Origin of the sequence: Bifidobacterium sp. RTP21102st3_E2_RTP21102_210122, from assembly GCF_040916945.1 — a bacterium.
Lineage (GTDB): Bacteria > Actinomycetota > Actinomycetes > Actinomycetales > Bifidobacteriaceae > Bifidobacterium > Bifidobacterium longum.
The window spans coordinates 100,250-117,907 of record NZ_JBCPAN010000001.1 but is presented as its reverse complement, the minus strand read 5'-3'; the positions used below and the strand labels follow the sequence as shown (position 1 = coordinate 117,907).

The window sequence follows — 17,658 nt, the reverse complement described above, 5'->3', positions numbered from 1 at the left end:
AGGTAGGTCGGCCCGGAGCCGGCCCGCACGGACACCGGGTAAACGGCTTGATATGGTGGTTGGTATCGCACACCACCTACCTAATGAACGCCAAATCGACCTAATGAATGAACAGCGGTGCGGCGCACAAGGAAAATCCGAGGAATATATGACCAATCCCGAATCCACAGCAATCGATCCCGTCGCCGCGATGGGCACAGACCACACCGAGGCACCGGCGCACCCCCTGCACAAGGTGCTCTCCTTCGTACGCCGCTCCGGACGTTTGGACGATCGCCTGCAGCGCGCATGGGACAACTATGCCGGCACATATCTGTTGGATATTGCGGCCGGCAACCTGCTGGACGTGCGCGAAGGCGTCACGCTCGACCGCGCGTTCGTGGAGTCCGCATGGGGCAACGATAATCCGCTCATTGTGGAAATCGGCACCGGGCAGGGAGAAAACGTAGTGGCAGCAGCCGCAGCCCACCCGGAGACGAACTTCCTTGCTCTAGAGGTCTATGACCCCGGCGTGGCCCACACGCTGCTGCTCGCCGGCAAGCAGGGGCTGACCAACATTCGCGTGGCCCAGGTCAATGCGCCCGAGCTGTTCAAGGTGACCGCGGCCGGCACCGTGGCCGAGGTATGGACCTTCTTCCCCGACCCTTGGCCCAAGAAGAAGCACCACAAGCGCCGCATCGTGCAGAAGGCCATGGCCGGCGACATTCATCGCGCGCTGGTCACAGACGGCGTCTGGCGTATCGCCACCGACATCGAGGACTATGCCCTGCACGTGCACGAGGTGATGGACGGCCTCGATGGCTGGAAGAACCTGGGCAGCGTAACCGTCAGCCTGCCGCTGGAGCACGTGGGCAAGGGCAATGCCGACATGGCCGCCGATATGCCGCACGCCGACTTCACCGAATCCGAGCGGTTCGAGGGCCGCGTGCTCACCAACTTCGAGAAGAAGGGCCTGGCCGCCGGCCGCGTGATTCATGACTTCACCTATCAGGCCGTTACCCTGAACTGATTGCGACACGCCGAAATGCCGTCGATTTGCATAACCGAACAACCTCCCGTAAAGTAATTCGAGTTGTTCGCCCCCATCGTCTAACGGTTAGGACACCAGACTTTCAATCTGACAACGAGAGTTCGACTCTCTCTGGGGGTACTTCACTAAAGACCCCGGTCATAGCGACCGAGGTCTTTTCGTATTCGCGGGACCAGGTCTGAAAGCATTCGGCCCGCTTGATACGTGCTCATGGTTTCATCTCAGCACGTGTTCGCGCCCGCCACAAGGACTATCCCACCGTAGACGATGTGACATCCTCCACACTGTGACTTCGCGCACAGGGTCCCGACGCCACCCTCACCCCGTTTATCGACACCATGCGTGTATAACCGCATATGGCATCATCGGCGAACATCGGCCGGCAGACCAGTTGTACAAGGAGAACATCATCCACATGGCAGACACCGCCAACACCAACACCAACGCCTGGCTGCCGGCGCTCAAAGCGGCGTTTCCGCTGACCATACCGATTTGCCTGGGGTTCCTGTTTCTCGGCGCCTCGTATGGCATTCTCATGGGCACCAAAGGCTTCTCCTTCGTATGGCCGATGTGTATGAGCGCGTTCATCTTCGCCGGTTCAATGGAATTCGTCACGGTGAATCTGCTGCTCTCCGCGTTCAACCCGCTCGCCGGCTTTCTGCTGGCCCTGATGGTCAACGCCCGTCACCTGTTTTATGGACTATCCATGCTCGGCAAATTCAAAGGGCTCGGCTGGAAGCGCCCATACCTGATTTTCGGTATGTGCGACGAGACTTTTGCCATCAACTCCACCGCGAAAATCCCCGCCGGCATCGACCGTGGCTGGTTCTACTTCTGGGTTACGCTGTGCAATCAGCTGTATTGGGTGACCGGCGCCACACTGGGCGGGCTGATCGGCGCGCATCTGCCGTTCAATACCGACGGTCTTGATTTCGTACTGACCGCGCTGTTTCTGGTGATCTTCCTCGATCAGTGGCTCGACGGCAAGCATCGCGAGCGACTGTCCGCCGTCATCGGTGTGCTGACATCACTGGCCTGCCTGCTGATATTCGGGGCCAATGATTTCATGATTCCCTCAATGATCGCCATGCTGATACTGTTCGTCGCGCTACGCCCGCATCTGGACGTGTTGCGGCCGGCCGCCGACGCCCCGGAAGCCACGGCAGACCATGCCATGAGCCACGCAGCGGACCAGCAGAAGGAAGGACAGACGCGATGACGATGACCATCTGGCAAGGCGCAATCACTATCGTGACGGTGGTGCTGGGCACGATGTGCACCCGTTTTCTGCCGTTTCTGGTGTTTCCCGAGTCCAAGCAGCCGCCGCGCATCATCGAGTATTTCGGCCAGGTCCTGCCCTATGCGATGACCGGTCTACTGGTGGTATACGCACTGCGCAACACCCCGATTCTGACCGGTTCACACGGCCTTCCGGAACTCATCGCCTGCACCGTCATCGTGCTGCTGCACGTATGGAAACGCAATATGCTGCTTTCAATCGCCGGCGGCACAATTGTATATATGTTGCTGGTGCAACTGGTGTTCTGAGGCACCCGACTCGTTAGTCTCTCCCTCCGCTTCGCTATGCTCAGCACCTCCCTTACAGAGGGAGGTAATCTTCTGTACCTTCCTCTGACGAGGGAGGCGGCACCGCGAAGCGGTGACGGAGGTAGAGACCCGCAGTCGTAAGACTGCGAAACACACAGCATCGGCCACAGGCCGATTCCTACAGCTGCTTCGCCACCCAATCGACGATGTACGGGGCGACTTCCTCAATCTGGTCGATGGCGACCTCGAACTCGTGCTTGCCGCCGTACCACGGGTCCACCAGATCGATCTGATCTTCGCGGCCGGGCTTCGGCTTGGGCAGATTCGGGTCGAAGCTGCGGTACATGTGCACTTCGGCGCGCTTACCGGCCGGCAGCATGCGCAGCAGGGCGCGCATGTGGGAGGCGGTCATCGGCAGGAACAGGTCGGTACGGTCGATTTCCTCACGCGAAATGCGGTGTGCGAAGTGGTCACGCGGAATCTCATCACCATAGCCACGTTCGCGTAGCACGCGCACGGCACGCGGGTCGATCGGGTGGCTCCACTCCTCGTCGGACACACCGCTGGATTCCACGTTCACCTGGTCGCCAAGACCGCGCTCATTAAAGAAGTGACGCAGAATGATCTCACCCATAGGCGAACGGCAGATATTGCCGGTGCAGACGGTCATTACGGTGTAGGGCTGGGTATTGCTCATAGCTTTGAATCAATCCTCAATCGGGCTTCACCGGGCCGCACACGGCCCGACTGTATTGTTGGGGTCGAATGAATATGAATCCGGCTCATGCCGCTATAAAGGGCATAAGCCGGATTCGCATGCTTACTTGGTTTTGGCCAAGATACGGAAACGATAGGAATCGATGCCGGACTCCTCCTTGGCGGGCGTATGCCACTCGCCCGCTTCGGCTTCCCGCCACATCCCGGCCTCGACCAGCGACGCCATATCGGGCGCGTAGCTGTCGGCATCCACGGTGGCGGCCAGATCAGTCACATAGGCTTTGTCCGCGAACGGCAAAGCCTCGGCGAACAACTGGGCGCCGCCGATGATCCAAATCTCCGAACGGTCCAGACCGTCGTCCGGAATCGCCTCCTGACGGGCCATATCGAGCGCGTCGTCAAGACTGGTGACCACAGTGGCCCCCGGCGCACGGTACATCGGATCGCGGGAAACGACGATGTTGTCGCGGTTGGGCAGCGGCCGGTACTTGCCCCCCAGCGATTCCCAGGTCTTACGACCCATAATCACCGGATGGGAGACGGTCAGCTCCTTGAAATGCTTCATATCCTCGGCACAGTGCCAAGGCATGCCACCATTGAGGCCGATGGCACCGGCGCGACCTTCCTTGTCACGGGCTTCGGCCCAGATAAGATTCACCGAGAAGGTCTTGGGATAATCGTCACCCCAGTCTTCTTCAGTGGCAGACAGCCCGGCAGATCCGGGCTCGGGTTCGTGATAGCCGCTACGGCTACTGTCATGCTCCATTTCGCTTACTCCTCCTGGATTGCGGAACTGGGCCTTAGTGTAGTGGACAGCGAAGACTCGGGGGCCGTCACCTTCACAGTATTCGCTGTCCACGAAACGGTAATCAGCATCAGACCGCAACAGGTGCCTTAATAGTGGGGTGATGCTGGTAGCCGACGACCTTGAAGTCCTCATACTGGTAGTCGAACAGGGAATCGGCCTTACGGATCTCGATGGTCGGGTACGGGTAGGGCTTGCGGCCCAGCTGCTCAAGGAACTGGTCGACGTGGTTGTCATAAACATGGCAGTCGCCGCCGGTCCAGACGAATTCGCCCGGCTTGAGCCCGGCCTGCTGCGCCATCATCATGGTGAGCAGCGAGTAGGAGGCGATATTGAACGGCACGCCGAGGAACATGTCGCAGGAACGCTGGTACAGCTGGCAGCTTAGCTTGCCGTCGGCCACGTAGAACTGGAAGAGCGCGTGGCAGGGCGGCAACGCCATCTTCTCCACCTCGGCCGGATTCCACGCGGAGACGATCATGCGGCGCGAATCCGGATGATGCTTGATGAGGTCGAGCACATTGGAGATCTGGTCGATGGTGCGATTCGGGTCCTCGGGGGTCGGCGCGGGCCAGGAACGCCACTGCACGCCATAGACCGGGCCCAGATCGCCGTTCTCGTCCGCCCACTCATCCCAAATATGCACGTTGTGCTCCAGCAGCCAGTTGATGTTGGAGGAACCCTTCAAAAACCACAGCAGCTCATAGGCCAGGCCTTTGAAGAACACGGTCTTGGTGGTCAGCAACGGGAAGTACTTCGACAGGTCAAAGCGCATCTGCTGGCCGAACAGGGAAATCGTGCCGGTGCCGGTGCGATCGGACTTCAGCGTGCCTTCGGTCAGGATCTTGCGCACCAGGTCCTCATAGGGCATCGGAATGTCCGTTTCGGGACGTGCGGGGATACGGGAGCGAATATCTGCGAGTTGTTCTTCGGTCAAAGCCATGTGCACCAGTGTAGCTTAGGGGCATAATAGAGAAGTCCACTGATGCGGGAGAGCGGCCAGGTGCCGCGCTCCCCCGCTGGCATGGCGATGGGCCAGATCGCCGGCGGCTGAAAATAAAGGAGCAGCTATGGGTAAGCGACTGTGGGTTGAGCGTAACAAGGACGGTTCGTGGGATGCGTTCAGCGACGATGGCGCACACATTAAGTTCGGCAAGGATCGTGGCCAGTTCACGCCGGGCGATCTGATGAAGGTCGCGCTGGCCGGTTGCGCCGCGCTGTCCAGCCAGTTCGCCATCGAACATACGCTGGGTGAGGGCAAGGGTGCCAAGATTGTGGTGGATGGCACGTACGACCCGGAAAATGACGCCTACACCGGTTTCGAGGAGCAGGTGGTGATTGATGCTTCCGACGCCGGTCTGTCCGAGGAGGATGCCGACAAGCTCAAGGAGCGCGTCACCCGCCATATCGACAAGGGTTGCACGGTCAAGCACACCTACGTGCAGGAGACCCCGGTGCGCATGAACGTCACCGTCAAGCACTGAGACGGGATATAAATTGAAGAGGCTCCCTGGCGGGAGCCTCTTTCCGTATATTCGGACTTTACTGGCGATCGGGATCGATGGTCTTTTCGATCTGCTGGGCGACTTCAGGCTCGGCTGCGGACACCGGAATCTCCTCGACGCCGGCAATCTCCTCCAGCGACTTGGTAGGCACTTCGGCGGGCGAGCTCGGCACGGTGTCGAGACGCGATTCCGCGGCCTCAACATACTTGCGTGGCACCACGTACACCGGGCCGACCGCATGCTGCAGCAGGCCCTGGCTGGTGGAGCCCAGCAGCAAGCCAGTGAAGCCGCCGCGACCACGGGAGCCGACAACAACCACATCGTGATCGTAGCTGGCCTTGGTCAGGGCGCTCACGGCCGGGCCGGAAACGATCTGCTTGTTGATCTTCAGATCAGGATGCGATTCCTGCAACGGCTTGATGCGCACCTCAAGATCGTCCTTGTAGGACTCCATGACGGCGTCCTCGCCGTCCACACCCTTCAGGTTCGGCACAGCGGAAATCACGTCCAGTTCCGCACCCCAGCACGTGGCGAAGTCGGCGGCAATGTCCAGCGCCTTCAGACCCCACTTGGATTCGTCGGAGCCGACGGCCACCTTGGTGATCGTGTTGTTCAGGTGCATCAGGTTACCGTCATCATCGGTGTACGGCACCACCACAATCGGGCAGTAAGCATATGCCGGCAGCGATGAGGACGTAGTGCCCAGCAGGCGCTCGGCCAGACCGCCCTTGCCACGGTTGCCAATGACGATCAGATTGTAGTTACGAGACAATTCGACGAACACCGATGCCGGATCTCCGGTAACAATCAGTGTGGCGGCTTCGACGCCCTGCTCGTCTGCGATGGCCTTGGCCTTGGACAGAATCTCCTGAGCATCGGAATGCGCGGCGTTATCGTCCCCCATCGCCGTGTAAGTGGCATCGAACGAAACGGCGGCATAGCTCGGCAGGGAATATGCGCAGACAATCTGCAGCGTCAGCCCCGCGTGCTTTGCATAATTCGCGGCCCACCATGTTGCCTTGTAACTGGCATGCGACCCGTCAACGCCGACGAGAATAGCCTTGTCGTTAATCATGACGACCTCCTTGAAGTTATTGCGGCACGAATACCGCGTATCTCAACAATACCCCGCGACACTCGGTTTGGCCGGTATCCTCCGCTCAAAAAGAAATCCGCGTATACGAAAAAGGCACACCCCAAAGGACGTGCCTTAATACGAATTCGCTTACCGCATAATTCTTGTCACATCACGCGGCGAATGGAATATCCAGCTCCACCGAATACGGAAACGTCGCTTACTGCCGTTCCCTGCACCGGGTTCATAGCATTCATCACCTGTCCGTTACCGATGTAAATGGCCGCATGAGTACCATTCGCAAGAATGTCACCCGGCTTGGCATCCGCCAAGCTTGCGACCGGAGTACCCACGGTGGCTTGAGCACCAGAGGTACGAGGCAGGGAGATGCCAAACTGGGAGAAGACGTACTGCACAAAACCGGAGCAATCCCATCCTGCCGGAGTGTTGCCGCCGGCAACATACGGATAGCCTTGGAACTTCAGTGAGAAGCTAGCAAGCTCAGCGCCAGTGCCAGTGCCAGTCATTTTTACCCAAGTCAACCTGTGGAATCGACGCACGCTGTTCAGAGCGGCTGGCTGCCGCAGCAGCAGCGGACTGGGCTGCAGCAGCTTCATCAGCGGCTTTCTGAGCCGCCGCCGCTGCAGCAGCTTCCTTCTCGCCCTGAGACTCGGTCTGTGGCACATCAAGAGTCTCGATGCCACCCCATTTAGAGTTCTCATCAACCGAGGTGGAGGTGGATTCGGCGAACAAATTCTTCTTCACCGAACTCGCCTTCGGGAAAGAACGTGAGGACACCACAGCACTCGTCTGCGCGGAATCGGCAGAGGCAAACGGGGCTACGCACGCAAACATGGCACCCGTGGCGATAATCGCCACTGATGTGGAAATAATAGTCTTAACGCTCATCATCAACGCCATACACTAGCACACATGGGTCGATTTCATAACAGGAATAGCATTTCGAAGATGATGTCGCGGGTGCATCATTCGGCAGGAGAACGCAACAGGCCTCGGATACCGATCGGCATCCGAGGCCTGCAATAAATCAATCAATAAGACTGCATCACGGGATACGCACCACGATGGTGAGCTTTTCGGTCATGGCACTAGCGAGAGCCACGCTATAGCCATTCCATCCACCATGGACCGCCTGACCGTTGCCGACATACAACGCCACATGATCGTAGTGTGCACCACCGTTCCATCCACCGGTGTTGGCATAAATCAGAATATCGCCCGGCTGCAGGGATCCGTCTGTGACTACGTGGCCACCAGGAACATTGACGTACTCTTCAGGCCAACCGTGGAAGTTAATGCCACGGGCCGCCAACGCTTGACTGACCAATGCGGTGCAGTCCATGCTCTGTCCGATCAAAGAATACGCACGGTCGATAGAGGCACCGGCACCAGCGGAAACCGAACCACTGGCATCGGAATAAGTAACAGAAGAGCGAGACTCATTACGGCTCGCGGCGTTGGCCTGCTCCTGGGTCGCCTGAGCCTCGACCTCCGCCTGCTTCTCGGCCTCCTCTTCGGCAGCCTTCTTGGCCGCTGCGGCATCCTTTTCCGCCTGAGATTCCGTCTGCGGCACATCGAGGTTCTCAATGCCGCCCCAATCAGCATTGTCCTCAACGCTCGTGGCAGTGGCTTCAGTCGTCAGATCTTTGCGCACCTGGGTGTACGAGGGGAAGGACTTGGTGGAAGTCACAGTAACACCCTCAGCTGCAGTTGCTGTAGGAACAAACATAAACAAGCAGGCACAGGAGACAATCGCGGCAACAATGGAAGAAGCTACAGTTTTGGTCTTCATAGAACTATCACCCTACACGGTGCGCATTAACTCGTACAGGATGGAAGAAATAAAACACCCCGGAGCTATTGGGATATATCGGCGTGTCGGCACAGGTCAGTTCGGACTAATACGCGGCCGCAACACTTGAAATGTCATTTCGCGCGAACGATTGCCGATAGGGCGACGTCACATCCGAACAGTAATCACCGAATGTAAGCCAATGAAATGAATCAGTAGTGAACGTACTGGAACTTACCGGCTTCGGCGGCGCTGAACGTACGGGTCGAAATCACACCCAATCCCTTGGCATTGGATTCGGAGATCTCAATGGAGCCGTCGGCATTGATCTTTTCCAGAACGGCAACATGGCCGTACGCGCCATCGGCATCGGCCTGGCCAGGAGCGAACACCACAGCATCACCGACATGGCGAGGAGTGTTGTCCACCCAATAGCCCAGAGCGGAAGCTGACGCCGCCCACGCGCCACCATTGCCGAAGTTGCCGCTGGAAGGCAGGCCCAGTTCGGCACGACGCTGGTACGCGTACCACGTGCACTGACCCCACGGATAGTTGTTGGAGTTGGTGCCAACGGCATGGTTCGGGTTGAAGCCAGCCGGCACAGCATCGCCATCGGCATCCACGAGAGCCGACACCACAGGATTGTTCGCATTATTGCGATTCATCAGCTTGGCGTCCAAGGTGCTGTCTGAATTGCTCAGCCCCCAGCCGCCTTCATTGGTGGACTGTGCGGTAACGGAGGATGAACTCAAATCAGTACGCGCTTCGGAACGAGAAGCCGCAGTCACATCGCTGATGCGCTTAATCTGCGTGGTCGTCGTGGCCGGATCAGCCACGAACGAGTTCGTGGCGTCTTCATTGTTGGAAAACGCGAGAGCACCTGCGGCCGTGCCGACCAGAGCGGCCAGTGAGGCCGAGGCAAGAATATGGCTACGGCGTTCAGCGGCACGAGCGGCCTCACGAATGGAACGGCGGGTCTGGGGAGCGATTTCGTTGATCTTCTCGGCAATGGCCGGATCAAGCCCCAAAACAACGGCGTCGCTACCAGCGGATTGCACCGCACGCACAGCACGAACGGAATGAGAACCCTTGCCGGAGGCAAACAATGCCTTCGCTAAGCTGAACTTCTGGCGCGAGACCGTGGTCGCTTTATGCGAAGCATGCTTCATACTACGTTAACTCCTTGGATGGGTTCGGCGGGGTCATTTCGATGACCTCGTATGACCGTCACAATTGAGTACTGTACAACGAACAGAGGTCAATCCTCAATGTGATCCCCCACCATCCGGGTGTGTCAAACGATTTACGTAACCGTGCGGCCGGGTGAAAAAACTGCCTTGTTTCCGCCCGTTCACGAACCTCACTATCCGGTTATCGGAAGAATCACTAACTCATGTCATTCCGACACACCGTAACCATGATGTGCTGCGTACATTCTGCACTGCATTCCGCATTGCCACCACTGCCGCCCGGCACCCCGGAATTCCGCAGTAACCCCGCAGTAATCCCGCACACCGAGCATTATCCGCGATATTCCCCAACACTGGTCTACCCTTGAAACCATGACTATCACACTGAGTATTCCCGAGTCGCTGAAGCCCGAAGATGGTCGCTTCGGCTCCGGCCCCAGCAAAATCCGCCCCGAACAGATCGCCGCGCTCGACGCCGGCGCCACCACCCTGCTTGGCACATCACATCGCCAGGCACCAGTCAAGCAACTGGTCGCTTCGATTCGTGAAGGTCTGCGCGAGTTCTTCCACCTGCCTGAAGGGTATGAGGTGGCGCTTGGCAACGGTGGCGCCAGCGCGTTCTGGGAGATTGCCTGCGCTTCGCTGATCACCCGTCGCGCCGCATTCGGCACGTATGGCTCGTTCAGTGCCAAGTTCGCCGCGTCCGCCGCGAACGCACCCTTCCTTGAAGACCCGGTGCTGTTCCCCGGCGAGCCGGGCACTTACCGTCTGCCTGAGCTCACCGAGGGCGTGGACACATATTGCTGGGCTCACAACGAGACCTCCACTGGTGTGGCCGCCCCGATTCGCCGCGTGGCCGGAAGTCGTGAAGCTGGTGCCTTGACCGTCATCGACGGCACCAGCGCAGCCGGCGCTTTGCCTGTGGACATCAGCCAGACCGACGTCTACTACTTCTCACCGCAGAAGGCCTTCGGTGCCGATGGCGGTCTGTGGGTCGCCATCCTCTCCCCCGAAGCTATCGATCGTGCGGCAGGCGTCGAATCAAGCGCTCATCTGGAAGGCGCACATCGCTGGGTGCCGCCGTTCCTCTCGCTGACCACGGCACTGAACAACTCCCGCAAGGATCAGACCCTGAATACGCCCGCCGTGGCCACCCTGATCATGATGGAAAACCAGATTCGCTGGCTCAACAACAACGGCGGCCTCGCCTGGGCCACCACACGTTGCGCCAAGTCCGCATCCATCCTGTACTCGTGGGCCGAGCGCTCCGAATACGCCGCTCCGTTCGTCGTCGATGCGGACGCACGCTCGAACGCCGTGGTCACCATTGATCTGGACGAGCGAGTCCAGGCCTCTCAGGTACTGTCCATCCTGCGCGAGAACGGCATTGTGGACGCCGCCGGCTACCGCAAGCTGGGCCGCAACCAGCTGCGCGTTGGCGTGTTCCCCTCGGTGGAACCGGCTGATGTCATGGCCTTCACCAAGTGCGTCGACTACGTGGTCGAGCACCTGTGATGGCATATATGCCCCGCATTGCCGACCATATATGACATGCACATTGATCGGTCTCAACTGATGCCGATTGAATAAATCGTAGGGAGGGATGTTTGACGCCCCTCCCTACTCTTACTACAGTGCATGAGTATGAAGTTCGCGCCTCTCATTGACCCTGCCGTCCGCAAACCCGCACCCAAGCCCGTACGGGTGGATCTGCGTAAGGTGTTTGCCATCGGTACCGGTCTATGGATTGTGGCGTTGATTGTCGTGCTGATTCTGCTGGCCGTGGGCTACAGCGTAATGCCGTTGGTGATTATGTGCGTGGCCGGCGTCATTATTGGCTTGCTACTGCTGGTCTGGGAATACTTCGACCGCTGGGACTACCGCCGCCTCGGACAGTAACGCAACACAAGCTCCCTCTGATGACGGGAGCTGTCAGCGTAGCTGATTGAGGGAGAGACCGCGGCCGCAGGTCGCTCATCAAACAGCATTGGTGGCATGCAAGGCATGCCACCAATTCCTTACCTCACTGCGCCAACGGCAACGTAAGGCTGAACGTACTGCCTTGCCCGGGCGCGCTCCATACGGTCACATCGCCATGATGGGTCAGCGCCACATGCTTGACGATGGCCAAGCCTAGGCCCACGCCATCCGCCGTGCGATTGCTCTGTTCCACGCCCCGGTAGAACCGCTCGAAGATGCGCGCCTGGTCCTTCTTAGCGATGCCCGTGCCTTGGTCAATCACGCGAATCACCGCGCGGTCGCCATCCTTGTCTTTGGATGCGGACACGCTGACCACGCCATTTTCCTTGGAATAGCCGATGGCGTTTTCGATGAGCTTGGTCACGGCGCTGTCGATCTGGTCCGCCTCACCATTGATGACTAGATCATCGTCGCCCTTGATGTTCAGCTGCACGCCAGCCTCGGCTGCCTGCGGCTCCAGTCGCGCCGCCGTGGCCCTGAGCTGTTCCATAACGTTCAGTCGGTTGGCGGAAGACGGCGTAATCGGCTCCTGCGCGCGTATGAGCAGCAGCAAATCAGACACCATGTGGTTGAGCTTGCTGCAGCTGGAACGCACCTGGCGAGCGTCGGCAGCCACCTGCTGTTCGTCCAGATTGCCGGACTCCAGCGAATCGGCGAGTTTGGCCAGAGCCTCAGTGGGGCCCAACAATTGCTCGGACACATTGGTAATAAACGAGTCACGCACTTGAGCGAAACGAATCACATCACTGACATCGGTAATCAACACGATGACGAACTGCTCGTTGATACGCCCTACAGTCACCTTCAGCCAGTTGGGGCGGTGGACGGACTGCGTGGCGACGTGATCGCCCTTGTTCTGGTCTGCGACGTACCGCTCCGGAGTATCGGTGGTCAAGTCGAACTGGCGCTTGCCACCGGACTTGCGCGCCTCGTGAATGGCATCCAGCACATGCTGCTGGGCAATGGCGTCATCTGACACCACACCCAGGCGGTAGGCGGCGGGATTGCAGCGGACCACCTCGTCGTGCTCGTCGACCACCACGGACGCACCTGGCAGCATGGACAGCAGCGTGGCGGTGTCGTCGGACAGATCGTCATTGTCGTCATCATCGGCCAGCGGCGATTCCATGGACACTCGATGTGTCGCAAATCCCACGATGAGCGTGATGATTCCTACCACAAATAAAACAGCCGTGACAATAAGAGCAATCGCGGCGACGAGCGGCATCTGTGTCATGCCCCCATTCTTTCACACCACACGCCGGGATTGCGGTTTGCCGGCACGCCGGTAACATGAATTTCAGGTGAACAACCCAATGAACAGTAGAACAACTTGAGGTTGCCATTACCTACGTTGAAGTGGGGAACAAGTACTGGAATAATACACTGGTACAGGTTGCAATAAGCAAGCATGAAAGGCTAGAGAAATGCGCGTTATTTTCAACGAGGAGCTGAAGCAGGTTGCTGACGACCTCGACCGTATGGCGCAGAACGTACGCAAGGCGATCAAAGGAGCTGGGGAAGCCCTGCTGAATCAGGACGTTGAAGCCGCACAGACTGTGATTGACGGCGACATCGAAATCGATGCCCTGGAGTCCTCTGTGATTGACCAGTGCGTCAAGTTGCTCGCCAAGCAGAATCCGGTGGCCACCGATCTGCGTGTGGTCGTTTCCACCATGCGTCTGGCTTCCACGTTCGAGCGTATGGGCGATCTTGCCCGCCACGTGGCCGAGGCCGCTCGCCGCACCTATCCGGCCGCCGCGATTCCTGAATCCGCTCAACCGGTGTTCGCCGAGATGATCGACTTCCTGGACAACACCGCTGACCAGCTGGTGGCCATGCTCTTCGATCGCGATGCCAAGACCGCCGAGGCCATCATCCTGGCTGACGACAAGCTGGACAATCTGCACCACCAGACCTTCGATCTAGCGCTGTCCGATGACATCACCCGTCAGCAGACCGTGGATATCGTGCTGCTGGGCCGCTTCCTGGAGCGTCTCGGCGATCACGCCGTGTCCGCCGCCCGCCGTGTGGTGTACATCGTCTCCGGCTTCGACCCCACTAAGGAGCCGACCCGCGACGAGGGCACCGACATCGACTGATTGGGACTTGTTCTCACATTGGGCGAATAACTGAACACTTGTTCTCCTGTGGTTTGAGGAGGATGCCCGAAAGCGGCGATCCGGCTACGGCTGGACGCCGTTTTTTGTTGCTTTTGGGCGGTACACCGGCGTATCCATGGGGCGGCAAAACACCCATAGGGCGGTAACTTGCCCATGGGGCGGTTTGAAAGATATGTGAAACCGCGGAATTAAGCCATTCTGGCATACCGCCCCATGAGAGTTTTACCGCCCCATGAGGGTTTTACCGCCCCATGGGGTAATCACCGCCCCATGGGGATTTGGCAGGCATAGCAAAGGGGAGCCACACATTATGTGCGACTCCCCTTACAGCTTGTACCGTGTTAGCGGCTTAGGCTCACTTCTGGCCTTGAGCGGCGACAGCGGCGGCACCGGCAGCAGCAGCCTCCGGGTCCAGGTACTCGCCACGCGGCTTGATCGGCTTGAAGTTCTCGTCCAGCTCATAAAGCAGCGGGATGGCGGTCGGGATGTTGACCTTGGCGATCTCTTCCTCAGACAGGTTGTCCAGCATCTTGACGATGGCGCGGAGGGAGTTGCCGTGAGCGGCAATCAGCACGGTTTTGCCGGCCTTGAGCTCCGGCTCGATGGCGGACTCGAAGTACGGCTTCACACGCTCAACAACGTTGGCCAGGCACTCGGCTTCCGGAACCGGATCGCCGGCGTAGCGCGGGTCGTTGTTCTGGGCGTACTGGTCGTTCGGGTCGATCTCGGGCGGCGGGGTGGCGTAAGAACGGCGCCACAGCATGAACTTCTCGTCGCCGTACTCTTCGCGGATCTCGGTCTTGTTCTTGCCCTGCAGAGCGCCGTAGTGACGCTCGTTGAGACGCCAGTCACGCTGAACCGGAATCCACAGACGATCTGCGGCATCCAGAGCGATGTTGGCGGTGTTGATGGCGCGACGCAGCAGGGAGGTGAACACGATGTCCGGAAGGACGTTCTTCTCCTTGAGCAGCTCGCCGCCACGCTTGGCTTCGGCTTCACCCTGCTCGGTCAGCGGTACGTCGACCCAGCCGGTGAACTGGTTGGTTTTATTCCATGCGCTCTGTCCATGACGGAGCAGTACTAGTTTATAAGTCATACGGTTCAGTCTACAGCCGCGTGCGCCCAAACACGAGTATTCGTCTTATTATTTCGCTCTCATAGCGCCACGGCAACCGCCAGCACCACCGCAAACAGCAAGATCTGGAAGCTGGCGGCGGGCAGAGCCGGGCGGAATTGACGTTTATTCACGCTGGAGACCATGCGCACAGGTATTCCGGTGCCCGAGAGCAACAGCACCGCACCCCACGGCCACCATAATGTACCGCACATCAGCAGGGCGATGATCCATGCGATGACGCAGCACACAATCAGCAACGTACGCGCGCCGGACTCCCCCAGCCGTACGGCCAGCGTGTGTTTGCCATGCTCACGATCCTCGTCGATGTCACGGATATTGTTCACCATCATGATCAGGCAGGAGAACAGGCCAGCCGCCACAGCACCCAATAGTCCGCCGACGTCCACCGTGCCGCACAGCGCGTATTCGGTGCCCAATACCGCAGCCAAGCCGAAGAACAGGAACACGCCGACTTCTCCCAGCCCGACGTATCCATACGGATGCTTGCCACCGGTGTAGAACCAGCCGGCCAGCAAGGAGGCCACGCCCACGGCCAGCAACCACCATGCTTGGGCGAGCACGACCGCCACAACACCGCATATGCAGGCGATGGCGGCGCAAATCATCGCCGCGAACAGTACATGCTTGGCCGGTACCAGTCCGGATGCGGTCAGTCGCTGGGGTTTGCCTGATTTCGATTCGTCCATGTCACGCCCGGCGTCAGTGCCGCGGATGCCGTCGGAATAGTCGTTCGCATAGTTGACGGCGATTTGCAGGAACAGCGCGACTAGCAGGCACAGGATGGTCACCGGCCAGAATCGGTCCATCAGCAGGGTCTGCTGTTCACGGGCCGTGGCGCAGGAGGCCGGTTCTGGATATATTGCGATGCAGGTGCCCGACCGCTCGATATGCACGTACGCCATCACCGCCCCAACCATCACCGACGCGATGGAAGTGACCAAGGTCTTGGGACGCGCGCCCCGAACCCATAAGCCGATAGACATAAGCAATCCCTTTCATATATAACGCTGGCTCCCCTCTCTGAGGGGAGCCAGAGTATGCCTAATCAGCCAACGAGCGGCTTGACCAGCGGGAAGGTGATGGTCTCGCGAATCGTGGCACCGGTCAAGGCGATAAGCAGTCGATCAATACCCATACCCATACCGCCGGCCGGAGGCATGCCCACGCCGAGAGCCTCGAGGAAGTCCTCATCGATGTCGCAAGCCTCTTCGTCGCCAGCGAGCGCGTCCTTGGCCTGAGCCACGAAACGTTCACGCTGCACGATCGGGTCGTTGAGCTCGGAGTAGCCGGTAGCCAGCTCGAAGCCGCGCACGTAGAGATCCCACTTCTCCACCACGCCGGGCTTGGTGCGGTGGCCCTTGACCAGCGGGGAGGTTTCGACCGGGAAGTCACGCACGAAGGTGGGCTCGTAAAGCTTGTCCTCGTAGAAGTGCTCCCACAGGTGTTCGACGAGCTTGCCGTGGTTCTCCACGTCGTCGCGCTCTACGCCGAGCTTGTCGGCGATGGCGCCCAGGTGCTCAACGGAGGTGCCGGGGGCGTCCGGGCCGCCATTCGGCACGATCTCCTCGCCCAACGATTCGGACAGGGAGTCGTACATGCTGATGGTCTTCCATTCGCCGCCGAAGTCGTATTCGGTGCCGTCGAGCAGGGTGACCTTGTGCGAGCCGTAGACGTCCATGGCGGTCTTCTGCACGAGCTCCTTGACCAGCTGGCCGATGGAATCATAGGTGCCATAGGCCTGGTAGGCCTCGACCATGGTGAATTCGGGGGCGTGCGTGGCGTCGACGCCCTCATTGCGGAAGTCACGGTTGATTTCGAACACGCGATCGATGCCGCCGACCAGGCAGCGCTTGAGGAACAGTTCCGGGGCGATGCGAAGGTACAGGTCAAGGTCGAAGGCGTTCATGTGCGTGGTGAACGGGCGGGCGGCCGCGCCACCGTGCAGGGTCTGCAGCATCGGGGTTTCGACCTCGAGGAAGTCGTGGTCGTCAAAGGTGCGGCGCAGGGAGGCCACGGCCTTGGAGCGGTTGCGCACCATGTTGCGGATGTTCTCGTCCGCGATCATGCCGATGTACGGCTTGCGGGTGCGGGTGTCTTCGTTCAGGTCCTTGTGCAGGGCCGGCAGCGGCTGCAGGGCCTTAGAGGCGATAGCCCACTCAGTGGCGAATACGGACAGCTCGCCGGTCTTGGAGGCGATGACGCGGCCCTTGAGGTACAGGTGATCGCCAAGGTCGACGAGCTGCTTGAACTGCTTGAGCGAGTCGGCGCCAATCTCCTTCTTGGAGATCATGCCCTGAATCTTGGTGCCGTCACCGGCGGACAGCTGCACGAAGCACAGGCCGCCCGCGTTGCGCAGGAACAGCACGCGGCCAGCAATGCCGACCATGTCTTCGGTCTCTTCGCCAGCCTCGAGCTTGCCGTCATACTTGGCGCGAACCGCCTCGATGGTGTCGGTGACGTCCAAGTGCACCGGGTAGGGGGCAATGCCGGCCTCAAGCATCATCGCGCGCTTGGCCACGCGCATCTGCACCTGCTCGGGGTGGGCCAGCGGGCCGAACTCCTTGTTGGAGGGGTCCACGGCTTCGTCCAGCGTGGCACCGGACTTGATCTTCTCGCGGATGGTGGCGTCCTGCTTGAGCAGCATTTCCGCACGTTCGACGGTGCTCATCTGCAGGACGGCCGGGGTTTCATTCTCAGTGTTTTCGGTATTTTCGACAACTTCAGCCATGATTCA

The 17,658-nt window shown here is 59.4% G+C and carries 17 protein-coding genes, 1 tRNA gene and 1 pseudogene; 8 read left to right on the top strand and 11 right to left on the bottom strand.

The features are described 5' to 3' along the window. The first annotated feature begins 103 nt into the window (after positions 1-103). The 4 genes from trmB (at position 104) to AB5287_RS00560 (ending at position 2,578) form a co-directional block, all read left to right on the top strand. On the top strand, positions 104-1,009 hold the full coding sequence (gene trmB / locus AB5287_RS00575) for a tRNA (guanosine(46)-N7)-methyltransferase TrmB (protein ID WP_007056732.1): 906 nt from the start codon (positions 104-106) through the stop codon (positions 1,007-1,009). 69 nt (positions 1,010-1,078) lie between these two features. Then, a tRNA-Glu gene (locus tag AB5287_RS00570) sits at positions 1,079-1,150 on the top strand. 295 nt (positions 1,151-1,445) lie between these two features. Then, positions 1,446-2,249, top strand: a complete 804-nt coding sequence (locus tag AB5287_RS00565; protein ID WP_013410658.1) for an AzlC family ABC transporter permease — start codon at positions 1,446-1,448, stop codon at positions 2,247-2,249. Further along, positions 2,246-2,578 (top strand): branched-chain amino acid transporter permease, encoded by a 333-nt coding sequence (locus AB5287_RS00560; RefSeq protein ID WP_007052362.1) that lies wholly within the window; start codon positions 2,246-2,248, stop codon positions 2,576-2,578. The genes AB5287_RS00565 and AB5287_RS00560 overlap by 4 nt, the downstream gene beginning before the upstream one ends. Before the next feature lie 178 nt (positions 2,579-2,756). Here the strand turns inward: AB5287_RS00560 and AB5287_RS00555 are convergent, their stop codons facing one another. From AB5287_RS00555 to AB5287_RS00545, 3 genes are all read right to left on the bottom strand, one after another. After that, positions 2,757-3,275 carry a low molecular weight protein-tyrosine-phosphatase gene (locus AB5287_RS00555; RefSeq protein ID WP_007052361.1) on the bottom strand — a complete coding sequence of 173 codons (519 nt, stop codon included), beginning with the start codon at positions 3,273-3,275 and terminating at the stop codon, positions 2,757-2,759. A gap of 123 nt (positions 3,276-3,398) precedes the next feature. Next, positions 3,399-4,061: a dihydrofolate reductase gene (locus tag AB5287_RS00550; RefSeq protein ID WP_131264860.1), complete on the bottom strand. Its 663-nt coding sequence runs from the start codon at positions 4,059-4,061 to the stop codon at positions 3,399-3,401. Between the two features lie 109 nt (positions 4,062-4,170). After that, on the bottom strand, positions 4,171-4,971 hold the full coding sequence (locus AB5287_RS00545; RefSeq protein WP_077322133.1) for a thymidylate synthase: 801 nt from the start codon (positions 4,969-4,971) through the stop codon (positions 4,171-4,173). A 199-nt stretch (positions 4,972-5,170) separates the two neighbouring features. Here AB5287_RS00545 and AB5287_RS00540 point away from each other — a divergent pair, with 199 nt between their 5' ends. Further along, positions 5,171-5,584, top strand: a complete 414-nt coding sequence (locus AB5287_RS00540; protein ID WP_007052358.1) for an OsmC family protein — start codon at positions 5,171-5,173, stop codon at positions 5,582-5,584. A 58-nt stretch (positions 5,585-5,642) separates the two neighbouring features. Here the strand turns inward: AB5287_RS00540 and AB5287_RS00535 are convergent, their stop codons facing one another. The 4 genes and pseudogenes from AB5287_RS00535 to AB5287_RS00520 all read right to left on the bottom strand — a co-directional run bounded on the left by AB5287_RS00535 (position 5,643) and on the right by AB5287_RS00520 (position 9,662). Next, on the bottom strand, positions 5,643-6,680 hold the full coding sequence (locus AB5287_RS00535; RefSeq protein ID WP_007052357.1) for a universal stress protein: 1,038 nt from the start codon (positions 6,678-6,680) through the stop codon (positions 5,643-5,645). Between the two features lie 167 nt (positions 6,681-6,847). Further along, positions 6,848-7,601, bottom strand: a pseudogene (locus AB5287_RS00530) (C40 family peptidase). A 145-nt stretch (positions 7,602-7,746) separates the two neighbouring features. Then, positions 7,747-8,493, bottom strand: coding sequence for an NlpC/P60 family protein (locus AB5287_RS00525; RefSeq protein WP_007052354.1), 747 nt, complete (start codon positions 8,491-8,493; stop codon positions 7,747-7,749). 212 nt (positions 8,494-8,705) lie between these two features. Further along, complete coding sequence (locus AB5287_RS00520; protein ID WP_007052353.1) at positions 8,706-9,662, bottom strand: CHAP domain-containing protein; 957 nt, start codon at positions 9,660-9,662, stop codon at positions 8,706-8,708. Positions 9,663-10,055: 393 nt separating this feature from the next. Between AB5287_RS00520 and serC the strand changes: the two genes are divergently transcribed. After that, positions 10,056-11,198 carry a phosphoserine transaminase gene (gene serC / locus AB5287_RS00515; protein WP_007052351.1) on the top strand — a complete coding sequence of 381 codons (1,143 nt, stop codon included), beginning with the start codon at positions 10,056-10,058 and terminating at the stop codon, positions 11,196-11,198. Positions 11,199-11,327: 129 nt separating this feature from the next. After that, a complete protein-coding gene (locus AB5287_RS00510; protein WP_007052350.1) occupies positions 11,328-11,582 on the top strand; it encodes a DUF2530 domain-containing protein in 255 nt (84 codons plus the stop codon). Between the two features lie 124 nt (positions 11,583-11,706). Here AB5287_RS00510 and AB5287_RS00505 read toward each other — a convergent pair whose 3' ends face one another. Further along, positions 11,707-12,900: a cell wall metabolism sensor histidine kinase WalK gene (locus AB5287_RS00505; protein ID WP_007055303.1), complete on the bottom strand. Its 1,194-nt coding sequence runs from the start codon at positions 12,898-12,900 to the stop codon at positions 11,707-11,709. 190 nt (positions 12,901-13,090) lie between these two features. Between AB5287_RS00505 and phoU the strand changes: the two genes are divergently transcribed. Continuing rightward, positions 13,091-13,765: a phosphate signaling complex protein PhoU gene (gene phoU / locus AB5287_RS00500; RefSeq protein ID WP_007053841.1), complete on the top strand. Its 675-nt coding sequence runs from the start codon at positions 13,091-13,093 to the stop codon at positions 13,763-13,765. Positions 13,766-14,141: 376 nt separating this feature from the next. Here phoU and AB5287_RS00495 read toward each other — a convergent pair whose 3' ends face one another. The 3 genes from AB5287_RS00495 to lysS all read right to left on the bottom strand — a co-directional run bounded on the left by AB5287_RS00495 (position 14,142) and on the right by lysS (position 17,652). Beyond that, positions 14,142-14,882 carry a phosphoglyceromutase gene (locus AB5287_RS00495; RefSeq protein WP_007052347.1) on the bottom strand — a complete coding sequence of 247 codons (741 nt, stop codon included), beginning with the start codon at positions 14,880-14,882 and terminating at the stop codon, positions 14,142-14,144. A gap of 59 nt (positions 14,883-14,941) precedes the next feature. Then, positions 14,942-15,907 carry a 1,4-dihydroxy-2-naphthoate octaprenyltransferase gene (gene menA / locus AB5287_RS00490; RefSeq protein WP_368220344.1) on the bottom strand — a complete coding sequence of 322 codons (966 nt, stop codon included), beginning with the start codon at positions 15,905-15,907 and terminating at the stop codon, positions 14,942-14,944. Positions 15,908-15,969: 62 nt separating this feature from the next. Continuing rightward, a complete protein-coding gene (lysS, locus tag AB5287_RS00485; RefSeq protein ID WP_368220342.1) occupies positions 15,970-17,652 on the bottom strand; it encodes a lysine--tRNA ligase in 1,683 nt (560 codons plus the stop codon). Positions 17,653-17,658: the final 6 nt, after the last annotated feature.